General features: G+C 62.8%; 26 protein-coding genes and 1 tRNA gene. 17 read left to right on the forward strand and 10 right to left on the reverse strand.

The genetic code is table 11. The features are described from left to right. Positions 1-10 precede the first annotated feature (10 nt). From ACQKP1_RS00875 to ACQKP1_RS00890, 4 genes are all read right to left on the reverse strand, one after another. Positions 11-1,282, reverse strand: a complete 1,272-nt coding sequence (locus tag ACQKP1_RS00875; protein ID WP_427273842.1) for a cysteine desulfurase-like protein — start codon at positions 1,280-1,282, stop codon at positions 11-13. 27 nt (positions 1,283-1,309) lie between these two features. Then, positions 1,310-2,059: an amino acid ABC transporter ATP-binding protein gene (locus ACQKP1_RS00880; protein WP_427273843.1), complete on the reverse strand. Its 750-nt coding sequence runs from the start codon at positions 2,057-2,059 to the stop codon at positions 1,310-1,312. Then, positions 2,059-2,730, reverse strand: coding sequence for an amino acid ABC transporter permease (locus ACQKP1_RS00885; protein ID WP_203019118.1), 672 nt, complete (start codon positions 2,728-2,730; stop codon positions 2,059-2,061). The genes ACQKP1_RS00880 and ACQKP1_RS00885 overlap by 1 nt, the downstream gene beginning before the upstream one ends. A 61-nt stretch (positions 2,731-2,791) precedes the next feature. Next, positions 2,792-3,586, reverse strand: a complete 795-nt coding sequence (locus ACQKP1_RS00890) for an ABC transporter substrate-binding protein (RefSeq protein ID WP_427273844.1) — start codon at positions 3,584-3,586, stop codon at positions 2,792-2,794. Between the two features lie 154 nt (positions 3,587-3,740). Here ACQKP1_RS00890 and ACQKP1_RS00895 point away from each other — a divergent pair, with 154 nt between their 5' ends. The 10 genes from ACQKP1_RS00895 (at position 3,741) to ngg (ending at position 14,059) form a co-directional block, all read left to right on the forward strand. Continuing rightward, positions 3,741-4,439, forward strand: a complete 699-nt coding sequence (locus ACQKP1_RS00895) for a FadR/GntR family transcriptional regulator (RefSeq protein WP_006725136.1) — start codon at positions 3,741-3,743, stop codon at positions 4,437-4,439. A gap of 148 nt (positions 4,440-4,587) precedes the next feature. Continuing rightward, on the forward strand, positions 4,588-4,890 hold the full coding sequence (locus tag ACQKP1_RS00900) for a hypothetical protein (protein WP_427273845.1): 303 nt from the start codon (positions 4,588-4,590) through the stop codon (positions 4,888-4,890). Positions 4,891-4,932: 42 nt separating this feature from the next. Beyond that, positions 4,933-5,142, forward strand: coding sequence for a DUF2945 domain-containing protein (locus ACQKP1_RS00905; protein ID WP_427273846.1), 210 nt, complete (start codon positions 4,933-4,935; stop codon positions 5,140-5,142). Positions 5,143-5,238: 96 nt separating this feature from the next. After that, complete coding sequence (locus ACQKP1_RS00910) at positions 5,239-6,396, forward strand: osmoprotectant NAGGN system M42 family peptidase (RefSeq protein ID WP_076391426.1); 1,158 nt, start codon at positions 5,239-5,241, stop codon at positions 6,394-6,396. A 171-nt stretch (positions 6,397-6,567) separates the two neighbouring features. After that, positions 6,568-7,554, forward strand: a complete 987-nt coding sequence (locus ACQKP1_RS00915) for a GlxA family transcriptional regulator (protein ID WP_427273847.1) — start codon at positions 6,568-6,570, stop codon at positions 7,552-7,554. Between the two features lie 137 nt (positions 7,555-7,691). Further along, positions 7,692-8,084 (forward strand): hypothetical protein, encoded by a 393-nt coding sequence (locus ACQKP1_RS00920; RefSeq protein WP_427273848.1) that lies wholly within the window; start codon positions 7,692-7,694, stop codon positions 8,082-8,084. Between the two features lie 97 nt (positions 8,085-8,181). Further along, on the forward strand, positions 8,182-8,862 hold the full coding sequence (locus ACQKP1_RS00925) for a Crp/Fnr family transcriptional regulator (RefSeq protein ID WP_427273849.1): 681 nt from the start codon (positions 8,182-8,184) through the stop codon (positions 8,860-8,862). A 27-nt stretch (positions 8,863-8,889) separates the two neighbouring features. Further along, the gene (locus tag ACQKP1_RS00930) at positions 8,890-10,302 is read left to right on the forward strand and encodes a PepSY-associated TM helix domain-containing protein (protein WP_427273850.1); all 1,413 of its coding nucleotides are present in this window, start codon (positions 8,890-8,892) and stop codon (positions 10,300-10,302) included. Between the two features lie 174 nt (positions 10,303-10,476). Next, positions 10,477-12,252 (forward strand): N-acetylglutaminylglutamine amidotransferase, encoded by a 1,776-nt coding sequence (locus ACQKP1_RS00935; RefSeq protein WP_427273851.1) that lies wholly within the window; start codon positions 10,477-10,479, stop codon positions 12,250-12,252. Between the two features lies 1 nt (position 12,253). Continuing rightward, entirely contained in the window at positions 12,254-14,059 is a 1,806-nt protein-coding gene (gene ngg, locus ACQKP1_RS00940) for an N-acetylglutaminylglutamine synthetase (protein WP_427273852.1), read from the forward strand. A 77-nt stretch (positions 14,060-14,136) separates the two neighbouring features. Here ngg and ACQKP1_RS00945 read toward each other — a convergent pair whose 3' ends face one another. Next, complete coding sequence (locus tag ACQKP1_RS00945; RefSeq protein ID WP_427273853.1) at positions 14,137-15,129, reverse strand: YihY/virulence factor BrkB family protein; 993 nt, start codon at positions 15,127-15,129, stop codon at positions 14,137-14,139. 130 nt (positions 15,130-15,259) lie between these two features. Here ACQKP1_RS00945 and ACQKP1_RS00950 point away from each other — a divergent pair, with 130 nt between their 5' ends. Then, complete coding sequence (locus ACQKP1_RS00950) at positions 15,260-15,715, forward strand: hypothetical protein (protein WP_427273854.1); 456 nt, start codon at positions 15,260-15,262, stop codon at positions 15,713-15,715. An 82-nt stretch (positions 15,716-15,797) separates the two neighbouring features. On the opposite strand, the gene ACQKP1_RS00955 is transcribed toward ACQKP1_RS00950, so the two are convergent. After that, the gene (locus tag ACQKP1_RS00955) at positions 15,798-16,307 is read right to left on the reverse strand and encodes a ferritin-like domain-containing protein (protein ID WP_427273855.1); all 510 of its coding nucleotides are present in this window, start codon (positions 16,305-16,307) and stop codon (positions 15,798-15,800) included. Positions 16,308-16,467: 160 nt separating this feature from the next. Next, a complete protein-coding gene (locus tag ACQKP1_RS00960; protein WP_427273856.1) occupies positions 16,468-19,500 on the reverse strand; it encodes a DNA translocase FtsK in 3,033 nt (1,010 codons plus the stop codon). Between the two features lie 254 nt (positions 19,501-19,754). Here ACQKP1_RS00960 and ACQKP1_RS00965 point away from each other — a divergent pair, with 254 nt between their 5' ends. Together ACQKP1_RS00965 and ACQKP1_RS00970 are read left to right on the forward strand one after the other, a co-directional pair. After that, a complete protein-coding gene (locus ACQKP1_RS00965; RefSeq protein WP_427273857.1) occupies positions 19,755-20,147 on the forward strand; it encodes a hypothetical protein in 393 nt (130 codons plus the stop codon). Between the two features lie 11 nt (positions 20,148-20,158). Beyond that, entirely contained in the window at positions 20,159-20,746 is a 588-nt protein-coding gene (locus ACQKP1_RS00970) for an IMPACT family protein (protein ID WP_427273858.1), read from the forward strand. A 4-nt stretch (positions 20,747-20,750) separates the two neighbouring features. On the opposite strand, the gene ACQKP1_RS00975 is transcribed toward ACQKP1_RS00970, so the two are convergent. Beyond that, positions 20,751-21,524, reverse strand: coding sequence for a tetratricopeptide repeat protein (locus ACQKP1_RS00975; RefSeq protein ID WP_236759373.1), 774 nt, complete (start codon positions 21,522-21,524; stop codon positions 20,751-20,753). A 196-nt stretch (positions 21,525-21,720) separates the two neighbouring features. Between ACQKP1_RS00975 and ACQKP1_RS00980 the strand changes: the two genes are divergently transcribed. The 4 genes from ACQKP1_RS00980 to ACQKP1_RS00995 all read left to right on the forward strand — a co-directional run bounded on the left by ACQKP1_RS00980 (position 21,721) and on the right by ACQKP1_RS00995 (position 24,875). Beyond that, positions 21,721-23,112 (forward strand): leucyl aminopeptidase family protein, encoded by a 1,392-nt coding sequence (locus ACQKP1_RS00980; protein WP_427273859.1) that lies wholly within the window; start codon positions 21,721-21,723, stop codon positions 23,110-23,112. 94 nt (positions 23,113-23,206) lie between these two features. Then, positions 23,207-23,554 carry a MarR family transcriptional regulator gene (locus ACQKP1_RS00985; RefSeq protein WP_427273860.1) on the forward strand — a complete coding sequence of 116 codons (348 nt, stop codon included), beginning with the start codon at positions 23,207-23,209 and terminating at the stop codon, positions 23,552-23,554. Between the two features lie 14 nt (positions 23,555-23,568). Continuing rightward, positions 23,569-24,423: an NlpC/P60 family protein gene (locus ACQKP1_RS00990; protein WP_427273861.1), complete on the forward strand. Its 855-nt coding sequence runs from the start codon at positions 23,569-23,571 to the stop codon at positions 24,421-24,423. A 71-nt stretch (positions 24,424-24,494) separates the two neighbouring features. Further along, the gene (locus tag ACQKP1_RS00995; protein ID WP_427273862.1) at positions 24,495-24,875 is read left to right on the forward strand and encodes a hypothetical protein; all 381 of its coding nucleotides are present in this window, start codon (positions 24,495-24,497) and stop codon (positions 24,873-24,875) included. An 18-nt stretch (positions 24,876-24,893) separates the two neighbouring features. Here ACQKP1_RS00995 and ACQKP1_RS01000 read toward each other — a convergent pair whose 3' ends face one another. Both ACQKP1_RS01000 and ACQKP1_RS01005 read right to left on the reverse strand, forming a co-directional pair. Beyond that, positions 24,894-25,115: a hypothetical protein gene (locus ACQKP1_RS01000; RefSeq protein WP_006725114.1), complete on the reverse strand. Its 222-nt coding sequence runs from the start codon at positions 25,113-25,115 to the stop codon at positions 24,894-24,896. Positions 25,116-25,286: 171 nt separating this feature from the next. Continuing rightward, positions 25,287-25,373 (reverse strand) — tRNA-Leu (locus ACQKP1_RS01005). Between the last annotated feature and the right edge of the window lie 137 nt (positions 25,374-25,510).

Consider the following 25,510-nt stretch of genomic DNA (forward strand, 5'->3'; position numbering starts at 1 on the left):
CAGTTGCGGTTCAGCTCGCCTTGGCGAGCCCGGCCTGTCCGGCGAGGATCCGGTCGAGCGCTGCCGTGAAACGATCCACCTCCTCCAGGGTGTTGTAATGCACCATCGAGACGCGCAGCATGCCGCCATGATCCGTCAGGCCGAGATATTCGGCGAGCCGGCGCGAGTGAAAATCGCCGAAGCGCATGGCGATCTTCTCTGCATCCATCGCCCTGCACATCTCGCCGGCCTCGCGACCGTCGAAACGGAAGGCGATGGTCGGCACCCGGCGGCTCTCCTGGTTGGCAGACTGGCCAACGATCATGCAGTCGTTGCGCGAGCGCAGATAGGTCAGCAGGCGTTCGGTCAGCGCGTCTTCCTGCGCCGTGATTGCTTCATAGGCGGCCTCGATCTTCTGGCGCACGCTGCCAGTTTCCCCGGCCCGTTCGCCAAGGCTCACCAGGTAGTCGACGATACCGCATGTGGAATAGGCGAGCTCGTAGTTGGGGTTGCCCGGCTCGAGTTTACCCGGCACTTTATCCTTGCCGTAAAAGTAGTGATAGAGCGGGTCGAGCTCGAGAAGCAGATCGTATTTGCCATACATCAGCGCGTAATGCGGACCATAGGTCTTGTAGAGGCTGAAGACGTAGTAATCGACGTCGAAGGCCTGCACGTCGACGGCCCGATGGGGTGCGTATGCCACCGCGTCGACGCAGATCTTGGCGCCACGGGCATGCACGAAATCGGCGATCTCGCGGATCGGGTTGATCGAGCCCAGCAGGTTCGAGCAATGGGTCACGCAGACGAGTTTCGTGCGTTCGGTCATCAACGGTGCGAGATCGGCGAGATCAAGCGTCAGCGTCTCCTTGTTCAAGGGCCAGATCTTCAGCACCACGCCGCGTTCCTGCAGCCGGTCCCAGGGTCCGATATTGGATTCGTGGTCCGCAATCGTGATGATGATCTCGTCGCCTGCCGATAGCTGGCTATGCATGGCCCGTGCGAGGTTCTGCAACAGCGCTGTCGTAGAATTGCCGAAGACGATTTCTTCAGGGCGTGCGGCATTGACCAGATGCATGGCCGCCGTGCGCGCCTCATAGAGGGCTGCGGCTGCCGCCTGCGAGACCTCGTAGGAGCCGCCGATCTGGACGTTCTTCTCATAGAGGAAGGTGTTGATGCGCTCGACTGCACCTTTGAGGATCTGCGAGCCGCCCGCATTGTCGAAGAAGGTCCAGCCGCGGGCAAGGCCCGGGAACTGGCTGCGGACATAGTCGAGATCGAGCGTTCTGGGGGATGGGGTTGCCATGGCGGGGTGTCCTCCGGTCTTTTTTGTTCAGTGGTTGAGGACTGCGCGCAGGAAGCCGCGCGTCCGTTCATGCTGTGGGGCGTCGAAGATTTCGGCGGGCGCACCGCTTTCCACGAGGCGGCCGCCATCCATGAAGATCACCCGATCGGCCACCTGGCGGGCAAAGCCCATCTCGTGCGTGACGACAATCATGGTGACGCCGGATCCTGCAAGCTTGCGCATCACGTCGAGCACCTCGCCGACCATTTCCGGGTCGAGCGCCGATGTCGGCTCGTCGAAGAGCAGCACTCTTGGCTCCATGGCGAGCGCTCTGGCAATCGCCACGCGCTGCTGCTGGCCACCGGACAACTGCCCGGGAAATTTCTCTGCCTGCTCCGAGATGCCGACCCGCGCCAGAAGCTCGCCTGCCTTGCGCGCGGCCTCCGCCTCCGACGTGCCGCGCACCCGCATCGGTGCGAGCATGACGTTCTTGAGCACGGTCATGTGCGGGAAGAGGTTGAAAGACTGGAAGACCATGCCGACTTCCGCCCGCACCTTGGCAAGCGCCGGGCCCGGCTCGACGCGGATGCCGTCGACGGTGATCCGGCTTTCTGGCGCAAAGGCCTCCAGATGATTGATGCAGCGGATCAGCGTAGACTTGCCCGAGCCCGAGGGGCCGATGACGCAGACGACTTCGCCTTCGGCGATATCGAGGTCGATGTCGTGCAGAACGGTGAAGGTGCCATAGGCCTTGGTGAGCCCGCGGATGGAAATGAGCGGGGCTGTGGGTCCGGTCATCAGCGTTTCCCCCGGCTGAAATGTTTCTCGAGACGCGAGACGATGGCAACCATCGGCCAGAGCAGGGCGATATAGATCAGAGCCGCCCCGATCAGTGGCGTCGGATTGGCCGAGAGCGCCTGCGCCTGGGTCGCCTGCTTCAGGAGATCCGGCATGGCAACGACGGAGGCCAGCGCCGTATCCTTCATCACGTTGATGCAGTTGTTGGTGAGCGGCGGGATGACGATCCGGATGGCCTGGGGCAGGATCACGTCGATCATCGTGTGACGATTGGAAAGACCGAGTGCAGCCGACGCCTCGAACTGGCCGTGCGGGATTGCCTCGATACCAGCCCGGAAAATCTCGGCGGTATAGGCGGCAGACACCAGCGAGAGCGCCGTGACCGCCGACAGAAAGGGCGACAGCCGGATGCCGACGAAGGGCAGCGCGTAATAGACGACGATCAGCAGGACCAGAAGCGGGATCGAGCGGAAGATGTCGATGTAGACGCGGATCAAAAGCTTGAAGAAATTCGGTGCGTAAAGGCGGGCGACGGCGAGAAACAGTCCGCCGGCAAGGCCGACCAGAATGCTGGTCACGCCGATCTGCAGGGTCACCACCAGACCCCAGAGGAGGGCCGGCAGGCTGTCCGCGAGGACCTGCAGATTGAAGAAGGTATTCAGAAGTGTCATGCCGCATCGGCTCCCTTGGTGAACCGGCGGAACGTATCCGTCCCGCCGGATGCATCACAGGTTACTTGCCCTTGGGCATGTCGAGTACGGTGACCGTCGAAGTCGTGTCCTCGGCCTTGGCGCCGAACCAGGTCTCGTGCAACTGGGCGATGAAGCCTTCCTGCTTGAGCGTGGTGATCACGGCATTGACTTCCGTTGCGAGCGGATCGTCCTTGTTGAACATGATCGAGTATTTCTCGCCGGTCGGAATGCGCTCGACCACCTTCAGTTCCGGCTTGTCCTTCGCGTAATAGAGAAGTGCCGGGATGTCGGAGATATAGCCATCGATGCGACCGGCAACCAGGTCGAGCATCGCGGGCTGCAGGCCTTCGAAGCGGCGAATTTCGCCGAGTTTGTATTCGCCCTTGTTGGCCTCCGCCCACATGTCACCGGTCGAGCCGGTGTCGACGCCGACGACCTTCTCGCCCATGTCCTTGAGGCCCATGATGCCGGAGGCGGCGGTCACGGTGAGCGACTGGTCGCTGTCATAATAGGGCTGCGCGAAGGACACCGATTCCAGACGCTTTTCGGTGATCGTGATCGACGAGATCGCCATGTTGATGCGGCCGGACTGCACGGCCGGAAAGAGGCCGTTGAACGGCGTGTTGACGAATTCGACCGTCTTGCCGAGGCGCTTGGCGATCTCGTTGACGAGATCGACCTCGAAGCCCGTGACCTTGCCGCTGGCGTCTTCGAACTCCCAGGGTACGTTGCCGATATTGGCGCCGACGGTCAGATCTGCTGCATGGGCGGACGTACCGAATGCGGCAAGCAGGCCCGCGAAGATGGATGCTTTAAATGTGGTTGAACGTGTCATGAGAGTTCCCCTTGTTTTTTGAACATGACTCAATCTACATTGGTCTAACTGGTCAGACCAGTCAGGCCAAACAAGCATGCGGCTTTCCGCTTGGCAAGGGGATGCCGAAAAAAATAGATTGGGTGTCTAAGCACGCCGCCGGGGAAGGGACCGCATGTTCAACAAGACGCTCGTGCCACAATCGGTGGCACGCGAGATCCAGGGCATGATCCAGTCCGGGCAGCTGAAGCCCGGCGAAAAGATCCCCTCGCAGCGGGAGTTCTCGCAGAAGTTCGGCATCAGCCGCGCCTCTCTGCGAGAAGCGCTGCTGACGCTGGAAACACTCGGTCTGTTGAAGACGGAGGCGGGCAGGGGCACCTTCGTCGCAAGTCCTGCCACGCCAGCCTCCGCTGCCACCGGTCATATGGCCCCCTGGCGCTATTCCGACAGCCATTCGGTCTTCGATGTCTTCCAGACCCGCATCCTGCTGGAAGGCGAGATCGCCCGCCTGGCGGCCGGCCGCCTCACACAGCTGCAGCTCGACAAGATGGAGCAGGCGACGCGCACCATGGAAGAGTGCTGGGCCAATCAGGATCTGCTGGCCAATGTCGAGGCTGACCTCGAATTTCACGGGCTGATCGTCTCCGCCTGCTCGAACGCCATGCTGAAGGCCCTCTACCAGACCGTCCGCGATCTGGTGACGGAAACGCAGCGCCAGCCGATCCCGATCACCGATCCCGAACGCATGCGGGAATCCATTGCGGAACACCGCAGGATCATCCTTGCCCTGCGCTCCAACGACGGCGCGCGCGCTAAGCTCGAGATGGAAACCCATATTCGCAACACTGCGCGTTGCGCCGGCCTCGAGCCGTAGGCGGCCAGCCAGTTCTATCCCGAGCCGACCCGCCCGGTGGGAACCTGTCGGATCCCTTTCCCGTTCATCGCCCAGACGGCAATTGGTGCGCACATTCCGAAGGATTGAGCGGCGCCGTGCTGTCCTGCCCCGACCGAGGAAGGACCCCATGACCGACACCTTCAAGCCGACGGCCGCCATGGCGGATGAAGCAGCCCGTGGTCTGGAACTGCGCGAGAAGTTCAAGCGCGGCGGAACCGCAGTCGGCGTCGCCCGCGCACGGGACCTGAAAAACCGGCGCAACCTGAGCGAAGACACGCTCAAGCGAATGAAAAGCTATTTCGCCCGCCACAAGGTCGACAAGCGCGCCAAGAATTTCGGCGACGATGATAACCCGTCTGCGGGTTACATCGCCTGGCTCCTGTGGGGCGGTGATGCCGGGCGCGACTGGGTGAAGGACAAGCTCGCCTGACATGGACGCAGGCCGAAGCCAACAGGACCAGGGAGAACCGACATGACCCAGACTTTTCACAAGGGCGACAAAGTCGAATGGAAGACCAGCCAGGGCAAGACCGAAGGCAAGGTGGTGAAGAAGCAGACGAGCCCGACGAAGATCAAGGATCACTCGGTCAAGGCGTCCAAATCCGATCCGCAATACATCGTCGAAAGCGCAAAGACCGGCAAGCGCGCTGCGCACAAGCCGGATGCCCTCCACAAGGCTTGATGCAAGGCGTTGGAGGCGCTGGTGTTGAACCGGCCCCTGGATCGGCAAATCCGTATCGGTGTTGACCCGCCCGCCAAGGACTGCGACAAGGCTCGGATGCATACACCGATCGATATCGACCCGGATTATCTCAGGTCTCGGCTGAAGGCATTGCTCGCCATTCCGAGCCCCACAGGCTTCACCGACGAGGCCGTCCGGCACACCGCCCGCGAACTTGAACGTCTCGGACTTGAGGTCAAGCTGACCCGCAGGGGTGCGATCCGCGCCCGTCGACCGGGAGCCGCCGACAGACCCGCCCGGGGCATCGTATCCCACCTCGACACCCTAGGCGCCCAGGTAAAGGCGCTGAAAGACAACGGACGTCTGGAGCTGGTCTCCATCGGCCATTGGTCGGCCCGCTTCGCCGAGGGCGCCCGCGCCTCGATCTTTTCGACCAAGGGCATTTACCGTGGCTCCATCCTGCCATTGAAGGCATCCGGGCATACCTTCAACGACGAGGTCGACACGCAGCCGACAGGCTGGCGGCACATTGAAATGCGCATCGACGCTCTGGCGCGTGACCGCAAGGACATCGTGCAGCTGGGCATCGATATCGGCGACATCGTCGCGATCGATCCACAGCCGGAGTTTCTCGAAAACGGCTTCATCGTCTCGCGTCATCTCGACGACAAGGCCGGCGTCGCCATCATGCTGGCAGCACTCGAGGCAATGCAGCGGCAGGACATCGAGACACCGGTCGATACCTATTGGCTGTTCACCATCGGCGAAGAAGTCGGTGTCGGCGCCTCCGCCGCACTCGTGCCGGAGATCGCCTCCCTGGTCGCCATCGACAATGGCACCACAGCACCCGGCCAGGCTTCCGACGAATTCGGCGTGACGCTCGCCATGGCCGACCAGACTGGCCCCTTCGACTATCATTTGTCCAAGAAGCTCTTCGAACTGTGCGGCGAACATGGCATCCGCGTCCAGAAGGATGTCTTCCGCTACTATCGCTCCGATGCCGCCTCGGCGGTCGAGGCCGGTCATGATGTGCGCACCGCACTGCTCGCCTTCGGTGTCGATGCCTCGCACGGCTATGAGCGCATTCATCTCCATGCGCTGATCTCGGTCGCCAAGCTGGTGGTCCATTACGCCGCGAGCGAAGTCCAGATCGAGCGCGATTCCGAAGAGGTGTCCGGTCTGCGCGGCTTCACCCGACAGAAGGTGGCGCCAGCCGAGCAGGTGCTTCGAGCAAACGAACCCGACGAACCATAATTCTGGCACGTCGAACCATCCGCCCACGTCGCGGATCGCCACAGTTGAAGCCGCTTTTGAGGCGCGATTGTTGCGAAGTTTTGCGCATGGCTTGACATCCGATTGCGGCGATTGTTTCCCCCTGCTAGCGTTCGGAATGGCGGATGCGCCGAAGCTGCGGAGAGTGAGACAATGTCGGGCGACGAGGCAACGAAAAGGCCGCGGCTGAAGATCGGCTTCGTGCTGTCGCGTTCCTTCACTTTGTCCGCTTTCGCGCTCTTCATCGATACGATCCGTCTTGCAAGCGACGAATATGATCGTTCGGGCCGCGTGCTTGCCGATTGGCAGGTGCTCGGCAGCACGCGCCACCTGATCAGTTCCAGCTGCGGCGTGCAGGTCGCACCGACCAGCGACTTCGTCGATCCGAGCCGCTTTGACTACATCGTCGTGGTCGGTGGCCTTCTCGGACGCCAGGCCGCCGTGGACGATCAAACCATCGCCTTTCTGAAAAGGGCCGATGCCCAGAAGGTGCCGCTGATCGGCCTTTGCACCGGAACCTTCATCCTCGCGGAAGCGGGTCTGATGAAGAACCACCAGACCTGCGTCAGCTGGCTACACTATCAGCAGTTCCGCGACCGCTTTCCCGATCACGAGGTCCGCTCCGACCGTCTGTTCAATCTCGATCGCCGCCGCGGATCCTGTGCCGGCGGCAGCAGTTCTGCAGATCTCGCAGCCTTCATCGTCCGCCAGTATCTCGGCCACGACGCCGAACGCAATGCACTCGAAGTTCTACAGATAGAGAAGGCCCGCACCAACAGGGACATCCAGGTCCGCCGCCCGCTCACCATCGAATGCGACGACCCCCGTGTGAAGGCGGTTCTGATCCTGATGGAGCAGAGCCTCGAAAACGAACTGACCATCGATCAGCTTGCCCGCTCGGTCGGCCTTTCGCGCCGCCAGCTCGAGCGCCTCTTCGCCCAGAAGATCGATGTCTCACCCGCCCGCATCTACACCAAGCTGCGCATGGAACGCGCCAAGATGCTGGTCACCCAAACCAATGCGTCGTTGATCGATATCGCCCTTCAGGTCGGCTTCCAGAACACCTCCCATTTCACCCGTGTCTTCAAGGGCACCTATGGCAGAACACCCGGCCAGATGCGCAGCCATCCGACGGTTTGACGTCGGCACGGGTCGGCGCAGCGAGTGCATGAGCGGGACCTTTTTTAGGTCTGCTGCCTGCGACGCAAAGGCCCCGGCCGCCCGCTTGTGAGCCGGCTCGGCCGGTGCTATCCAGCAGAGATCTGTCGGGGGATAGAATGGCCGAACGGGGCTTTGAGTTGAGTTTTGACCGGGCGATACGCATGATCTGCGTCATCGCGCTGGTGCTGCTCGGCCTCGCGCATCGCCCTGCCGTTCCATCCACACCGCAGCTTTCATCGCAGGAAATCGCGGCCCTCATCTTGCCGGATGGCAGCCTGCCTGAGCTCTGCCTGCCCACAGAGGACGGCAAGGCCAAGGGGCACACCGCCTCGTCCGATTGTGAAGCTTGCCGCATCGCGGCATCAGCCCTGTTGCCTGCCCCGGCCGATTCGGTCGGCTTCCGCATGCCGCTCATCGCAGCAGTGACCTTGCCGCAGCCGGCAGAGGCTCACTATCGCCAGCTATTCCCGCCCGACAGCCATCCCCGCGCGCCCCCTATCACCGCCTGATCGAAAGCCATGGCCGGCGCATGTCTGCGCCCGGCTGTCCGTGTCGTCAGGCCGGTGAGCTAGCAGTCGCAGCTCCGGTCGAAATCGGATGTCTGTCATGCTGCAAATGTTTGCCGATTGCGGGGCGCCGCCTGCGTTCCCGCCTGTCTCGTCAACCTTGTCCTCACAACGGGCGATGTCGCTCGCCGGTCCGCTTCTGCCGCCGCGCACCGTCGTCTTTCTCGAAGGCCTGGCCCGCTCCCCGCAATACCGCGTCGTCGATGGTTGTGTCGCCACCGCCCAGACATTGGTCGATGGTCGGCGCCAGATCATTGATCTCATCGGCTCCGGACGCCTGATCGGCCTCGGTTTTGGCGATCAGAACCGCTATTCCGCCGAGACGCTGGGTTTCACCCGGCTGGAGGCCGTGTCTGAAAGCATGGCCCAGGGCGAGCGTGATCTGGCGCTGAGCGAAATGCTGGCCCGGTCGCAAAGCCTCGTCATGTTGCTCGGTCGCAAGACCGCACCGGAGCGTGTCGCCTCTGCCCTCATCGATCTTGCGGAGCAATTCGGCCGCTCCGCGCGCGACAGGAAGCGGAGATCCGTCACCTTCCATCTTTACCCGACGCGCGGCGATCTCGCCGACTGGCTCGGCCTCACCATCGAGACCGTCAGCCGCTGCCTCACCCGCCTGAAGAAGGCCGGGCTCATTGAGATCAGACACGGAGATCTCGTCACTGTGCTCGATCCCGAACAGCTCTCGGGCGTCGCCGCCGGCGCCCGTGCGCTCACCAATTGAATTTTCTCAAGATAACAGAGTATTAGGATGACCATCGTTTCCGACCTCACCCCCGCCCAGGCGACAGACAAGGATCTGTCGCGCCGCTTCTATATCACCGCCTGGCGCTGGCACTTCTATGCCGGCCTTTATGTCGCGCCCTTCATAATCATGCTCGCCGTCACCGGCCTGATGATGTTGTGGACGGCAACCCTGTTCGGTCGCGATGGCGAGAAGACCTATACGGTCGAGCCGCGGGCCGCAGTCTCCTCCGTATCGGACCAGGCGGGAGCCGCGACCCTCGAAATCCCCGGCCAGATCATCCAGTACATCGCCCCGCGCACGCCTGAACAGGCCGCCCTCTTTCGCATCAACCAAGGCGATGCGTCCTACATGGTCGCGGTCGACCCCTACCGTGCCGAAGTCCTCGGGTATTGGGACCGGCGCACCGGCCTCTACGATCTCGCCGACAACATTCACGGCACGCTGCTGATCGGCACACTCGGCAACCGCCTGATCGAGATCGCGGCCGGCTTCGGCATCGTCCTCGTTGTCACCGGTCTTTATCTGTGGTGGCCTCGAGATGGCCGCGGCCTCGGCTCCGTGCTCGTCCCGCAGCTCTCTGCCAAAGGTCGCCAGCTGTGGAAGTCCCTGCATCTGACCATCGGCTTCTATGCCTCGCTCTTCCTCGTCATCTTTCTGCTGTCGGGCCTGACCTGGGCCGGCATCTGGGGCGAAAAGTTCACCCAAGCCTGGAGCACCTTCCCGGCGGAGAAATGGGACAATGTTCCGCTGTCCGACAAGACCCATGCCAGCATGAACCATGGCGGCGTCAAGCAGGTGCCGTGGACGCTGGAACAGACCCCGATGCCCGCGTCCGGCTCGGATGCCGGTGTCACCGGCACACCGGCAGGTGAGCCCGTTTCGCTCGACGCCGTCGTCTCGCTCGCCCGCACCATCGGCTTTGATCAGCGCTTCCAGCTGGCTTTCCCTGGCGATGAGACAGCCGTCTGGACCATCTCGCGCGACACGATGAGCAATGACAGCGCCAATCCGCTTGACGATCGGACCGTGCATATCGACCAATATACCGGCCGCATCCTCGCCGATGTCGGCTTCCACGACTACGGCGCAGCCGGCAAGGCCATGGCCGCCGGTATCGCCTTCCATGAGGGCGATATGGGCCTCTGGAATCTGGTGCTGGTCAATATCGTTTGTCTGTCGATCATCTTCCTCTCGGTCAGCGGCTTCGTCATGTGGTGGAAGCGCCGGCCGAAGGGCGCGGCCCGTCTGATGGCCCCGACCGTTGGCGAGCCTGGACCACTCTGGAAGACCGGCGCCTTTGTGATGCTGGCGACAGCACTTCTGTTCCCACTCTCCGGCGCCGTCCTGGTGGCAGTCCTTCTCCTAGACTTCCTCGTCTTTCGCCACATCACTCCGCTGAAAAAGGCCGTGAGCTGATTGAATATCGGCGCCCCCAAAAGCGGGGCGCCGAGCAAGCGTCTGCCATGTTCCGAAAAAAGAATGGAACAATGGAACCTCTCGACCATTTGCAAATCATGTGTCCGGTAAACCGAAGAACGGTTTGCCGGCACCTTTTCGTTTGGTCTTTCAACGGAGGTTTCAGCCCGGTTCATGTGTGGCATTTGTGGAGAAGTGAGATTCGATGGCGCATCGCCGTCGGTAGCGGCAGTTTCGATCATGGCGGATGTTCTGGCCCCACGAGGGCCGGATTCGGCCGGCGTGATGGTCAGGGGCAATGTCGGGCTCGGCCATCGACGATTGCGCATCCTCGACCTTTCCGACAAATCGCAGCAGCCGATGGTCGATCCCGATCTCGGCCTTTCGCTCGTCTTCAACGGCTGTATCTATAACTTCCGTGAACTGCGCAGCGAACTGGAAGCCAAGGGCTACCGCTTCTTCTCCGATGGCGACACCGAGGTCATCCTGAAGGCTTGGCATGCCTGGGGCAGAGACTGCGTGTCCCGCTTCCATGGCATGTTCGCCTTCGTCATCCATGAACGCGACACCGGTCGCGTCGTCATGGCACGCGACCGCTTCGGCATCAAGCCGCTCTATCTCGCCGAAGTCTCGGGTGGTCTGCGCTTCGCCTCTTCGCTTCCGGCCCTCGTCAAGGCCGGTGGTGTCGACACCGCGATCGATGTCACGGCCCTTCATCACTACATGACCTTCCACGCCGTCGTGGCGCCGCCTCGCACCATCTACAAGGGCGTGCGCAAACTGCCCCCGGCAACCATCCGGGTCTACCAGCCCGATGGCAGCTTTGAAGACACGCGCTATTGGGACCCAGCCTATACGCGCCGGGCTGAAGATGCAGGCATGAGCCGCGAAGACTGGCAGGAGCAATTGCTCGATGCGCTGCGTCTCGCCGTCAAGCGCCGCATGATTGCCGACGTGCCCGTGGGCGTCTTGCTGTCAGGCGGCGTCGATTCCAGCCTGATCGTCGGCCTGCTCGCGGAAGCCGGCCAGACAGGCCTGATGAGCTTCTCCGTCGGCTTCGAGGAAGCCAATGGCGAAAAGGGGGACGAATTCGTCTATTCGGATCTGATCGCCAAACGCTTCGGCACCGACCATCACAAGATTTTCGTGCCCTCCGCCGATCTGATGGGCGCGCTTCCCGGGACCATCGCCGCCATGTCCGAACCCATGGTCTCCTATGACAATGTCGGCTTCTATCTCCTGTCGAAGGAAGTCTCGAAACACATCAAGGTGGTCCAGTCAGGCCAGGGCGCCGACGAGGTCTTCGGCGGCTATCACTGGTACCCGCCGCTGGTCGGCTCCACCGATGTCGTCGGCGACTACGGTCGTGCCTTCCGCGATCGATCGCATGAAACGCTCGCAACTCAGTTGCAGGATCGCTGGATCGCCGGCAGCGATGTCAGCGGCGAGTTGCTGCGCGAACATCTGTTACGGGCCGGTGCCGATAGTCCGGTCGACCAGGCGCTTCGCCTCGACAGCAATGTCATGCTCGTCGACGACCCGGTCAAGCGCGTCGACAACATGACCATGGCCTGGGGCCTGGAAGCCCGCGTGCCCTTCCTCGATCACGAACTGGTCGAACTCGCCGCCCGCATTCCCCCTGAGGAGAAGCTGCGGGACGGTGGCAAGGGCATCCTCAAGGATGTCGCCCGCAAGGTCATCCCGTCAGAGGTCATCGACCGCAAGAAAGGCTACTTCCCGGTCCCGCAGCTGAAATACATCGCCGGTCCCTATCTCGACATGCTCCGTGACGCCCTGTCGTCCCAGGCTGCCCGCGAACGTGGCCTCTTCCGCCAGGATTACATCGATCGTCTGGTGGCCGATCCCGCCTCGCATATCACGCCGCTGCAGGGCTCCGAGCTCTGGCAGATCGGCCTTCTCGAAATGTGGTTGCAGGCCCAGGAGAACTGACGTGAGCAAGGCAGAGAAGAAGCCCGCCACCCAGCCGCGCAAGGCCCGTCGCGGCAATGCCCTGTCACACCGGTTGACCCGCCTCCGCACCCCGGGCGGCGGCAGTCAGGGAGCGACCAGTCGCGCCTGCGAAGCGGATGCGCGCAACCGCAACGTCGCCCTCGATTGCGGCTGGGGTCGGCTTCTTTTCACGCCGACCTTCGACGCCTATCCCGACCTCCTCGAAGCGCTGCGCGAAGAAGCCCCAGATACGCGCGACATCGCCTTTCACGTCGGAGATCCCCATGTCCTGCTCGCCCAGGCGCCACAGGAGATCTTCCTCGATCCGTCCCATACCTTTAGGCTCGATCTTTCCACCTATCGCGCCGGCGGTCGTCGCCCGAAGGGCGTGACCTTCAGGCGCTTCTCGTCCGAAAGCGATGCGGCGGGCATCAATGCGGTCTATGCCAGCTGCGGCATGGTCCAGGTGCGCGAGGACTTCTTCACCGGCGAGCGAGACAACCGCCCCGTCACCTATTTCGTCGCACAGGACGATCTGACCGGCGAGATCGTCGGAACCGTCACCGGAATCGACCATCACCGGCTGTTCGACGACTCGGAGCGCGGCGCCTCGCTTTGGTGCCTCGCTGTCCATCCGCAAGCCCGCCAGCCGGGCATCGGAGAAGGTCTCGTGCGCATCCTCGCCGAACATTTCCAGGCGCGAGGCCTCGCTTATCTCGATCTCTCCGTCCTGCACGACAACGACAAGGCGATCGGCCTCTATGACAAGCTCGGCTTCCGCCGCGTGCCGCTCTTTGCCGTCAAGCGCAAGAACGCCATCAACGAGAAGTTCTTCGCCCAGCCGGTCGAGGGCTATGAGGCGCTCAATCCCTATGCGCGCCTGATCGTTGACGAGGCGCTCCGCCGCGGCATCCATGTCGAAGTGACCGATCCCGAGGGCGGTTTCTTCCGGTTGAGCCATGGCGGCCGCAGCATTCACTGCCGCGAAAGTCTCTCGGACCTCACCTCCTCGGTCGCCATGTCGATCTGCGACGACAAGGCGGTCACCCGCCGCTTCGCCGAGGCAGCCGGTCTCAGCGTGCCGGAACAGCTCTCCGCTGAGGCCTCTGATGCCGACAAGCAGGCCTTTCTGACAAAGCACGGCAAGCTGGTGGTAAAACCCGCGCGAGGCGAGCAGGGCCGTGGTATCTCGGTCGGTATTTCCTCGATGGATGCCCTGCAGGCCGCCATCCGCCAGGCTCGTCAGGTCTGCGACCGCGTGCTTTTGGAAGCCTGTTTCGAAGGGGAGGACCTGCGCCTCGTCGTCATCGACTACAAACTCGTTGCCGCGGCCGTCCGCCGTCCACCGCGCGTGGTTGGTGATGGTCGCTCGCCGATCCGAAAGCTGATCGAACAGCAGTCCCGCCGCCGCGCTGCCGCAACCGGCGGTGAAAGCCGCATTCCTGTTGATGCCGAGACGAAACGTTGCCTCGCCGAGCAGGACCTCGATCTCGACAGCGTGCTGGAAGAGGGCCGCGAGATCACCGTGCGCAAGGCCGCCAATCTCCATACCGGCGGCACGATCCACGACGTCACGGCCCAGGCACATCTCGATCTCGTCGATGCCGCCTGCCGTATCGCCAAGGCGATCAAGATCCCGGTCGTCGGCATCGATTTCATGGTCCGGGATCCAGCCGAACCGGATTATGTCTTCATTGAAGCCAATGAGCGCCCAGGGCTTGCAAATCACGAGCCACAACCGACGGCCGAGAGCTTCATCCAGCTTTTGTTCCCCGGCAGCCGCGCCCGCGAGCGCCGCAACGCCTGAAAGCAGGCGTGAAACGGAGCGTGTGAAAGAGGGGCGGCATTCCGATGCCGCCCCTCTTTCACGCGTATCGATTGCCGTTACTGCGATTCGCCGAGTGTGTCGGCCACATGCGCGCCGCGCTGACCCATCGGCTGAGCCGGCCCCGTCGTCGTGTCCTCGGCCGTCTGATGCTCGAGCTCTGCATTCAGCATCGCCCCGACAATCAGAATCACTACCGACAACCAGGCCCAGAACATGAAGCCGATAAAGGTGCCGAGCGCGCCATAGGTCGCGTTAAAGTCGGCGAAATTCTCCAGATAGAAGGTGAAGCCGAGCGACATGATCATCCAGATAAGCGTGCTCAGCAGCGTGCCCCAGGTCAGCCATCGAAGTTGCGCGTTTTCGCGGCTCGGCCCGTAGCGATAGATCATCACGGTCCCGAGCCAGATAACGCCGATTAGGATCGGCCAGCGGATCAATCCCACGACCATCTCGGCCCGTTCGGAGATGAAAACCACGGACATGATCAGCGGCAGGATCGCCAGCGCCGTGACGACGACGGCGAGAATGGCCATGGCACCGAGCGTAAAGGCGATGGCGAGCAGCGTGGTATGGACGAAACCGCGTTTCTCCGGCTCCTGATAGGCAATGTTCATGGCCTCGAAGAGAGCCACCATGCCGTTGCGGGCGCTGAACAGCGAAACGCCAAGGCCGACGAGAAAACCGGTGCTCAGAGTGCTGTCGTTCTCGTCGGCCAGCGCCTGCAACTGCCCGAGGATCATCGCGACCCCATCGGCGGGCAGCAGTTCTGAGAGGAAGTCGAGACGTCCGGCGATCGTGGTCGGGTCCGCGATCAGGCCATAAAGCGAGACCAGGGCTGCAAGACCCGGAAACAACGACAGCATCACATAAAAAGACACGCCAGCCGCGGCCAGCATAACCCGGTCGGATGTCAGCCGCGACAGGACCCTGAGCGACACGTCCCACAGACCCCGCACCGGAATGTCACCGGGGCTGCGCGCATCCCGTCCCCGGTCGTCACGGACATGGGAAGCGGTGAGGGCTGGGGATGAAGGGGTCACTGGCGGCATGTCGGGCTCCTTGTTGTCAGGGAAACTGGTCCGCAGGCCGCCATGTTCCATCTCGAGGCGCGAGAAGCAGGACGGAACCGTATCAGGCCGAGATCGGTTGGAGATCAAACTGTTTCACAGGGAGAAGACCATGTCCGACAACAATGATCACGAAGTGCGGAAGAACGATGCGCGTGAGGGCATCGATCCTCATCTGGCGCAGCCCGTCGAAGTGGCCGCGCGCCGGTCGGACGCAGCCGCTGCAGAACATGGAATGTCGCTGCATGGCGAACTGCTCAACATCTACCGACTGGAACCCATCGCCGCGCCGGACGATCCGCGTTGGGACAATGCCCCCAGCCATGGGGTCGTGACTGTGGCTGCCCGGTCAACGGGCGATGCCCGCCTCGTCGCGGCCTCGCAGGAGCTGGATTATATGGAGATCGACGCCAAGCCAGCCGAGGACGTCACGACCGGCATGGCAAGCGCCTTTCGTTCGGAAAAACTCTATACGGTCATCGAGATCGCGCGGGATCAGCAGGGTCTCACCCGCGGCCTCATCGAGGGCGAGATCGGCGTAGACACGATCAGACCCGTGCAGATTTGATCGGCGCACGGCTGATCTCTTTTAAACCGGCGGAAGCGAGTTGAGCACGCTTCCGCCGTTGTCGTTTTCGGAGTCGACGGGTTCAGGCCTTCGCACTTTCCCCAGCCTCTTGGCGCGAGACGAATTCCAATGTTACCTCACGCAGATTATCGCGCAGCCACTGGGCCATACCCTCTTCTTCCGCGAGGTTCTGCTGCAGGCCGTTGGTCGCGCCCTGGAAGCCACCCATCTCCGCCATGACCATGAGCGAATTATAGGCGGCGATCTCGTAATTCTCGAAAGCCTGGTTGGCGAAGGAATTCTTCAGGATCTCGTCGCCTGCCATGGCGTGGCTAAGCGCGGCCATGCTGCCGCCCGCCGAGAGCATCCAGTCCTTGATGGTTGAGTGATCCTCGTCGAGACTGGCGAGAATGTCTTCGAGCCGCTTCAACTGCGCTTCCGTCTCCTGCAGATGCTGCTCAAGCCGCCTTGCTACCTGAGGATAATTCTCGATCCGGGAAAGCTGTGGCTTGATGATCGAGATTGCCTGGTTTTCCATCGCGTGCGCATTGCGCAGGCCTGTCACGAAAAGCGAACGTCTGTCTTCTGCCATTGGTTATGCCTCCTTGATCTGACCGCCTTCGAACCGTGAGCCTGCGGAAGGGTTCCCGGTGGTCGAGATTCGGGCTCGGTCAAGGAAAAGGCACGCCTGGCAGGGCGTGCCTCAATGACAAATAGTTGGCGGCCCTATCTCTGGACCCTTTGACGGATTGTTAGCCTTCGAAGTCGCCTTCGGTATTCACCTCTCGTCCGCCGACGATGATCGCCCGCTTGCCGACATGATTGGCGGCACCAACGATGCCCTCCTGCTCCATGCGCTCCACCAGCGAAGCGGCCTTGTTGTAGCCGATCGAGAGGCGGCGCTGGATGTAGGAGGTCGAGCACTTCTTGTCGCGCAGCACCACCTTGACCGCCTTGTCGTAGAGATCGTTACCGTCCTCTTCGGCCATGGCGCCCTTGTCGAAGACGGCCGTATCTTCTTCCGGCTCTTCCTCGACTTCGTCGGCATCCTCGGTGACGGTGCCCAGATAATCCGGACGCCCCTGCATCTTCAGATGCGCGACAACCTTCTCGACTTCTTCGTCGGAAACGAAGGGGCCATGTACGCGGGCAATGCGGCCACCGCCGACCATGTGCAGCATGTCGCCCTGGCCGAGCAGGTGTTCGGCGCCAGGTTCACCCAGAATGGTGCGGCTGTCGATCTTCGAGGTCACCTGGAAGGAGACACGGGTCGGGAAGTTCGCCTTGATCGTGCCGGTGATGACATCGACGGAGGGACGCTGGGTCGCCATGATCAGATGGATGCCGGCCGCACGCGCCATCTGCGCCAGCCGCTGGATCGCACCTTCGATCTCCTTGCCGGCCACCATCATCAGGTCGGCCATCTCGTCGACCACGACGACGATATACGGCATGGGCGAAAGGTCGAGTTCCTGCTCCTCGTAGACGATCTCGCCGCTCTGCCGGTCAAAGCCGGTCTGCACGGAAACAGTGATCGTCTCGCCCTTCTCGCGCGCCTGGGCTGCCCGGGCATTGTAGCCGTCGATATTGCGCACACCGAGGCGGCTCATCTTGCGATAGCGGTCCTCCATCTCGCGCACCGCCCATTTCAAGGCCATCACGGCCTTCTTCGGGTCGGTAACGACGGGGGTCAAGAGATGCGGAATGCCATCATAGACGGAAAGCTCGAGCATCTTCGGATCGACCATAATCAAGCGGCACTCGTCCGGCCGGAACCGATAGAGCAGCGACAGGATCATAGTGTTGATCGCAACCGACTTGCCCGAACCGGTGGTGCCGGCCACGAGCAGATGCGGCATCTTCGCGAGTTCCGCGATCACAGGCTCGCCACCGATGGTCTTGCCCAGACAAACCGGCAGCTTGTAGCGCGTCTCGGCATAATCGGGCGTCTCGATCAGTTCGCGCAGATAGACTGTCTCGCGCACCGGGTTCGGCAGCTCGATGCCGATGACGTTGCGGCCGGGGACGACGGCGACACGCGCCGACAGCGCCGACATAGAGCGGGCTATATCGTCAGAAAGACCGATGACGCGCGAGGACTTGACCCCCGGGGCCGGTTCGAATTCGTAAAGCGTCACGACGGGGCCGGGGCGCACGTCGATCACTTCGCCCTTGATGCCGAAATCCTCGAGCACGCTTTCCAGAAGACCGGCGCTTTGTTCCAGCGCCTCCGCCGTCATCGTGACACCCGTCTGGATCGGCGGCATCTGCAGGAAGTCGATATATGGCAACTCATATTCGCCTTCGCCGAGAGCTTCCTGCGCCTTGAAGAGCGGCTGGCGTGGCAGGGCGGCAGACATGGGAGCAATCGACGAATGGTTCGCCTGAGGCGGCGCCGGAGAAACGGCCTCAAGTGGGGCAACGGTTTCGCTCGCGGCTGCCTGCGCCTGCTGCAACGCGTAGGACGGCGCTGAAACCTCGCGATATGCGATTTCCCGATAGAGCGCGACGACCGAGCCCGGGGTTGCCTCAAAGACCGGCTTGCGCATTGCGCTGGGGAGCGGCTGTGCGGCGGAAACCCCTTCCGGGCGATAGCGCACGACTTCGGCGCGAACGGGGGAAACGGACTGAGCTGCCGGCATTGCAGCGGTCGCAACCGGCTGTGGCGCAATCTGTTGCGCCTTCTGCGGCGCTGCCTGATTGCTGGCCTGTGAGACAGGTTGCGCGATCGCCGGACGCGCCATTTCGATCTCCAATGGAGCGTCCACCGGCGCGATCATCGCCTCGAAGAAGATGTGGTCCGACAACAGCGCTGCGATCGGCAGACGTTCAGTCTGCGCTTCTGGCGCGACCGCCATCACTGTCTCGGGCTGCGTCGGTGGGGTCATCTGCGCCCATGCGACAAAACCGGATGTCATGGACCCCGTGACGGCTGGAGCCGTGGCAAGAGGCCGGACGGATGGCGGAGCAACGACAGGAGCCGCAACCGGCTGAGGTGCAGCCGCTGTCGGCGGTGTTCGCAGAAACGCATTGCGCACCATGGGCGCACGCGCCGCAGGCGCTGCCTGCTGGGCGAGCGACCGCTGCAGATGCGGCGGCACATGGGCCTCGTTGGTGGGTCGAGCGCTTGTCCCGACGCTCGCGGCCTGGGTGCTAGCAAGCACGCTGCGCATGCCTTGAACCAGCGGTGCCGGCTGCAAAGGCTGCGGGGCAGGGCCGATCTCGTGTGGCGAAGCGCCGTCGGCCATCGAAGCTTCCCAGGCGGCTTGTTCGGCCTGTTGCCGAGCCAGTTCCCGGCGGAGCTTGTAGGTGAGCGCGCGGGCGCCCACCGCGTCTGGCGGCTGCGGCAAGGTCACGGATGCCGGCATACGCGGCACTTCGGGCTTTGGTGCAGCAGCGGGCGCACCCGTGCGCGGCAACCCGGCATAGGGGACGCTGCTCGTGGTGGACGAGGCAGGTTTTGTCGGGGCAGGGGCTACGGGTTGACGTGTCGGCTGATAGGCCTGCCGTGTCGGTGCCTGCGGCGCCGCCGGCTGTTGCGCAACCGTCCGTGTAGGCGGCGCGCCCGGCTGAGCGGCGGGCGCAGGCGTTGGCTCGGCCTTGCCTGGCACGCGATCGGGCGTGCGGGTGAAGCGCACATTGGGGCCCAGCACGAAGGCCTTCTGCCACACGGGCGTTTCCTCGCGTCCTTCGATCTGGTCGGCCGCCGACTGATCGGCACCTTCACCCTTGTCGTCCCCTAACTGATTGAGCTGATACGCGGAATTTGAACGGGGAGGGTGCATCGGAAACCTGAACGCTGGCGGGATACAAGAACACGAAAACTGAGCTATCTGAGTAGAAAATAAAGGTTAACGACCGCTTTCCGTCCGCCAGAATTTTCTAATGCACGAAGGGTCCGAAAAGGGCGATTTCGCCCCCGATGCCGCTGTTGCCAAAGCCGAATTTGGCCCCTTGCCGGAAGATGCGGGCCCTTAAGTTTTTTTCTCGCACCATGTCTCCGCTCGGGCTATGGACGGGGACGAACAGAAAGCCGGTCATGTCGAAGAAAGAGAAGCCCAGTCCCCTGAAGAAGCTCCTGAAGGCATGGACAGCAGCAGGTCCTGAGGATCGCCAGGCCTTTCTGGATCTGGTCTCGGCAGAAGTGCGGGCCCGCGCATCGGCCGCCCCCGATCCGTCCGGTGCCGAACCGATTCCGGACGATGCCGCAGCCCTCATCGCCAATGGCCGTTATCTGCTGCCGTCGACGATCGAGAGGGTCGAAGCCGTCATGCGCGCTCGAAAACTCTCGCCCTCCGGTGTCATGGCCGAACTCGGCTTCTCCAGCCGCGACGCCTCGCTCACCCGTGCACTGGCCATGAAAGCTGCCTTGCGCCTCTCCGTGATCGCAGCGCTTGCCGAATGGCTCGCCGCCCACGATGCGGACGGCTAAGGTTCGAGGCCATGCCCTTCACCCTCGTCGCGCCGGTTGAGTTCGTTCAGGACATCAAGAAAAGCCGCTTCATCGCGCAGGCAGCACCCATCGCCAGCGAGGAGGAAGCGAAAGCCTTCCTCGCCTCGGTCTCCGATCCCGCAGCCAATCACAATTGCTGGGCCTGGCGTATCGGTCAGGCCTATCGTTTCTCCGATGACGGCGAGCCCTCGGGCACGGCCGGCAAGCCGATCCTCCAGGCCATCGATGGTCAGGATCTCGATGGTGTCGTCGTGGTCGTGACCCGCTTCTTCGGCGGCATCCTGCTCGGCAGTGGCGGGCTCATGCGTGCCTATGGCGGAACGGCAGCCCAGATGCTGCGGGCCGCCGAACAACGCGAGATCATCCCGATGATAACAGGCGAATCATCGGTGAACTTCTCGGACCTCGCTCTCGTGAAGTCACGGCTCGCCGCAATCCCGCACCTCACCTTCATCGAAAGCTTCACGGCAGACGGTGTCGATCTCACGGTCACACTGAGGCAGGGCGATGAGAATCAGGCGATCCGCCTGGTGCGCGATCTCACCAGCGGCCGTTCAAGTCTGATTTTTCCCGACTGAAGCCTCAGCTCTTCTTTTTCGGCATGTCCTGGCTGGAAAGCTGCTTCCAAGAATTTTGCTGGGCGAGCATGCCGCGCAGATATTGCAGATTGGCCGCCGCCTGCTGCGGATCAAGTTCCTGCGCCGCCAGCTGTTCTGCCTCCTGGAATCGGCCCTGCAGGCCGACCACCAGCGCGAGGTTCTGGCGAACCCGGCTGTCGGCACGAGGCTGCTGCGATGCCTGACGCAGATAGTCCTCGGCCGTCTTCAGGTCGCCGGAAAGCACGAAGGACATGCCCATGTTCGACAAGACGCTTGGATCGTTCGGCTGCATCTGCAGCGCCATGCGGTAACGCGAGCGCGCTTCGCTGGAGCGGCCGAGCTGGTCGAGCACTGCCCCCTCCGCCGAGTAGAGCCGCCAGTCGGGCCGGTCGGGCGTCTGGGCCCTTTGGATGGTGCCGAGCGCCTTTTCGAGCTGTCCCGCCGCAGCCTGCGCCTTGCCAAGCGAGGAGAGCACCTCACGATCGTTTGGATGAGCAATCGCCACCTGCTGCATGACGGCGAGCGCCTGCGTGTTGCGGCCGGTCATCATCAGACCATTGGCATAGGAGAGACCGATATTCCGGTCCTTCGGGTTGCGGTCATAGGCCTGGCCGATACCCTCCACGGCGCGGCTCAGCTGAGGGCCGCTGAGCGAATCGAGTTGCTGGCTTGCCTTGGGGATCGAACCGGTTGTCAGCTCCTTCTTTGCCGAGCCGCAGCCGGTGAGCGTCATGGCCGCCATCACCAGACCTGTCATGGCCACGATCCGCAGATGGTTTGCCGAGCCTGGAATTCGCATGCGCATGGTGATCGTCCCGAGTTAGCTAGTCCCCGCCGCCGCACCTCGTCCGGGCGGCGCAATCTCCACTCAAGCAATAATCTGTTAACCCTAACGGAGTGTTAATCGAGCTCCCCATCGATTCTTCAGCCGGATCTCCAGAAAGCGTCTCCCCATGGCCCCGTTCCAATACATTGAAAGACCGTCCCCGTTCAGCACCAAGGGCGGCAAGACGCTCCCGGTCTTCGCCGTCACCCCGGCCCATGTCGAGACCGGCACGCTTGAACCACTCGCCCTCGATTGGGCGAAGAAGGCGGGCTTCAAGGCCGAGGCGGGATCGGTACTGCTCATTCCTACGGCCGACGGGCATGTTGGCGGCGCGCTGTTCGGGCTCGGCGCCAACCCTTCTGAAAATCCCTATCTGACCGGCAAGCTCGCCCGCGCGCTGCCGGCCGGCGAATGGCACATCGAAACGGCTCCGCTCACGGCCAATCGCCTTCTGCTCGGCTACGGTCTCGGCGCCTACAGCTTCGACCGCTATCGCTCTGAACGGGTCACCGAACCGCGCCTTTTGATCCCGCAGGATGCCGATGCCGCCGACATCAAGCGCCAGTTGGCGGGCGTCTATCTCGCCCGTGATTTGATCAATACCCCGGCGAACGACATGAGCCCGGCCGATATCGAGGCCGCAGTCCGTCGCCTCGCCGAACACTACAAGGCCGAAGTCTCCGTCATCATCGGCGACGAACTCGTCGAGAAGAACTTCCCGCTCGTCCATGCCGTCGGCCGCGCCTCCACGGTCGCCCCCCGCTTGATCGAGATGCGCTGGGGCAAGAAGGGCCACCGTAAGATCACCCTCGTCGGCAAGGGCGTGAGCTTCGACACCGGCGGCCTCGACATCAAGCCGGCGTCCTCGATGCTTCTGATGAAAAAGGACATGGGTGGCGCCGCCAATGTGCTCGGCCTTGCCCTGATGATCATGGATGCCAAGCTCAAGGTCGATCTGCGCGTCATCATCCCCGCCGTCGAAAACGCCATCGCCGGCAACGCCTTCCGCCCGGGTGATGTCTACAAGAGCCGCAAGGGTCTGACTGTCCAGATCGACAACACCGATGCCGAAGGCCGCCTGATCCTCGCCGATGCGCTGACCTACGCCGATGCCGACGAGCCCGATCTGATCATCGACATGGCGACGCTGACGGGGGCCGCACGCGTGGCCCTCGGGCCCGACCTTCCGCCCTTTTTCACCGACGACGAGGAGCTCGCCGACCAGATCGCCGATGCCAGCCTTGAGGTCGACGATCCGCTCTGGCGCATGCCGCTCTACAAGGGCTACGAGCGCATGTTGAAGGCCCAGATCGCGGATGTGACCAACGCCCCCTCCGGCGGCATGGCGGGCGCGATCACGGCCGCCCTGTTCCTCAAACGCTTCGTCTCGCCGGGCCGTCGCTGGGCGCATTTCGACATCTTCGGCTGGTCGCCGACGGAGCGCGCCCATTCGCCCGTCGGCGGCGAGGCGCAGGCGATCCGCGCCCTTTACCGCTACCTGCAGTCCGGCGCCGACTGAGCCTAAATCCACCAGCCCCTTGCCAGATCGTTCCTTTGCCGGAATGATACTCGCGAGGGGCTGCTGGCCCGGATCAGAACGAGGGGGAGGGGCCATGGGCCTCGAAATGACGGCAACCCAGGCGCTTTGCCTGTGGCACAGGGTGACCCTGGATCAGGTCCAGAAAGACGGCCACGACCTCACCATGCGTCAGCTCGCCGTCCTGCTCGAGATCTATCTTGTGCCGCCGCCCCATACAGTGCGCGGCCTTGCCGCAACCCTCAATGTCACCAAGCCCGTCATCACCCGCGCCCTCGACACGCTGGGAGAGATGGGTCTCGTTGACCGTATCAGGGACGAGCTCGACCGCCGCAGCGTCATCGTCAAGCGCACCGTCGGCGGTGCGCTCTTTCTCGAAAAATTCGGCGATAACATCATCGCCCGGGGCCGCACGCTCGGCTGACGGAGACTGAAATCATGCTCGACCGGCGCCTCAACGCATTCCGTTCTGATCTCGCCGACATCGCCCTGAAGGGCCAAGTCGAGGCCGAACGTTTCGTCGCGCCGGAACCCGCCATGGTCACCCGGCCGGTGGTGGCGCTTCGCCCAAAACCGGACCTGAATGTCGGCATCGATACCGAACTCCTGATGGGTGAAGAGGTCCACGTCTTCGAACGCAACAGGGGCTGGGCCTGGGTGCAGGCGGTGGACGATGGTTACGTCGGCTACCTGCCAGAAGAAGCGCTTGGCCCGGTCGCTGCGACCACCCATGTCGTCACCGTGCCGCGCACCTTCGTCTATTCGGGCCCCGACCTGCGCTTCCCCACGCGCATGGCCTTGTCGATGGGAAGCCGGCTAACAATCGTGGGCGAGGCGGAAACCCGTGGAACCCGCTACCTGCTGCTATCAGATGGAGGTGCTCTCGTCGCCCGCCACCTGAGCCCGATCTCGGACCCGCCCGTGCCGGATTACGTCACTGTCGCCGGACTATTCCTTGAGACCCCCTATCTCTGGGGTGGCAAATCCGGCTTCGGTATTGATTGCTCGGGCCTTGTGCAGCTGGCCATGCGCATGGCCGGGCAGGAAGCCCCGCGCGATAGCGACATGCAGGCATCGGGCCTCGGCGTGCCCGTGGAGCGTGCCGAGCTCAGGCGCGGCGACCTCGTCTTCTGGAAGGGCCATGTCGCGATCATGGAAAACGAAACAACCATGATCCACGCCAACGGCAACACCATGTCCGTGGCGCGTGAAACGCTCGAAGCCGCCATCGAGCGGATCGGCTGGCTCTACGGCACCCCAACCGGCTACCGCCGCCCCGTCGCCGAAACGTGATGATCCCGGTCTTGGTGCAGCCGTGGCGAGCGCTTATATCGGCACCATTAGAGCTGACGAGAAGATTGCCCATGCTGCCGGTCTGCCAAGAGAACAAGACTTCCACCAAGATCAGCACGGCTCTGGTGCTGGCATCGCTGGCCGTCTTCGCAGCGGTCGCCCCCGCCTCAGCCTCCGAAGGCATCGCCTGGGGCAGGGCCGGCCAGGAAAGCTTCAAGGACCTGCCGGGTGTCAAGCCGCAGGATCCGGTGAACCAGTTCGGTGAAAACGTCAGTTGTGAAACGCGGACGGTTGTCCCTAACCGCCATCACTTCGGTCGCCGTGATCTGCGCGACAGTCTGCCCTACACGGTCTACCGCTGCGAAAAGAACGGCATTGTCTATGAAGGCACCGAGCCGCCGCGGTCCGGCCGCATGTGGTATCCCGGCGTCAACCCAAGGGTTATCGACTGATATCCCGCTCCGGGGCGATCAACCCTGATCGTCCTGACCGAGCAAACCGTCGAACACTTCGATCAGCGCTTCGCTGATCGCGCCGCCGAGCTTGTGGCCGGCCTCGCGCAACCCTTCCTCGTCCATATCGCGCGCCGCAAGCGCCAGCGCCGTGCCCTCCTGGGCGACAATTTCCTTGGCACGTTCGATCGCCCAAAGGGCGAATTCGCTGCGGCTTTCGATGGCGACGGTCTCGTCCATGGTCTGTCCTTGTGGCGGTCTTGGGGTGCTCGGGAATGCGTGAAAAATCGCGCTGGAAACGACAGTGCGACAGCACCGGAAACTGAAATTTCAGACAAGAAAAAAGCCCGGCAAGCCGGGCTTTTCAAAGTGTTTGAGGTTCGCATAAGCTGCTGATCTCAAATCGGAATTTGGTGCCCAGAAGAGGACTCGAACCTCCACACCCTTTCGAGTACCAGCACCTGAAGCTGGCGCGTCTACCAATTCCGCCATCTGGGCGACGAGGAGCCGTGTAAAGGGACTGCTCCGACCTGTCAACCGGCTTTTTGAAGTTTTCATGTCGGGGCGATGAAGGCGTCTGCCGGATTGGCGGGAAAAGCCGGAAGCGGATTCGCAGATGCGTTGAGACACAAGCC

It is taken from the genome of Allorhizobium sp. NPDC080224, from assembly GCF_050281005.1.
GTDB lineage: Bacteria > Pseudomonadota > Alphaproteobacteria > Rhizobiales > Rhizobiaceae > Allorhizobium.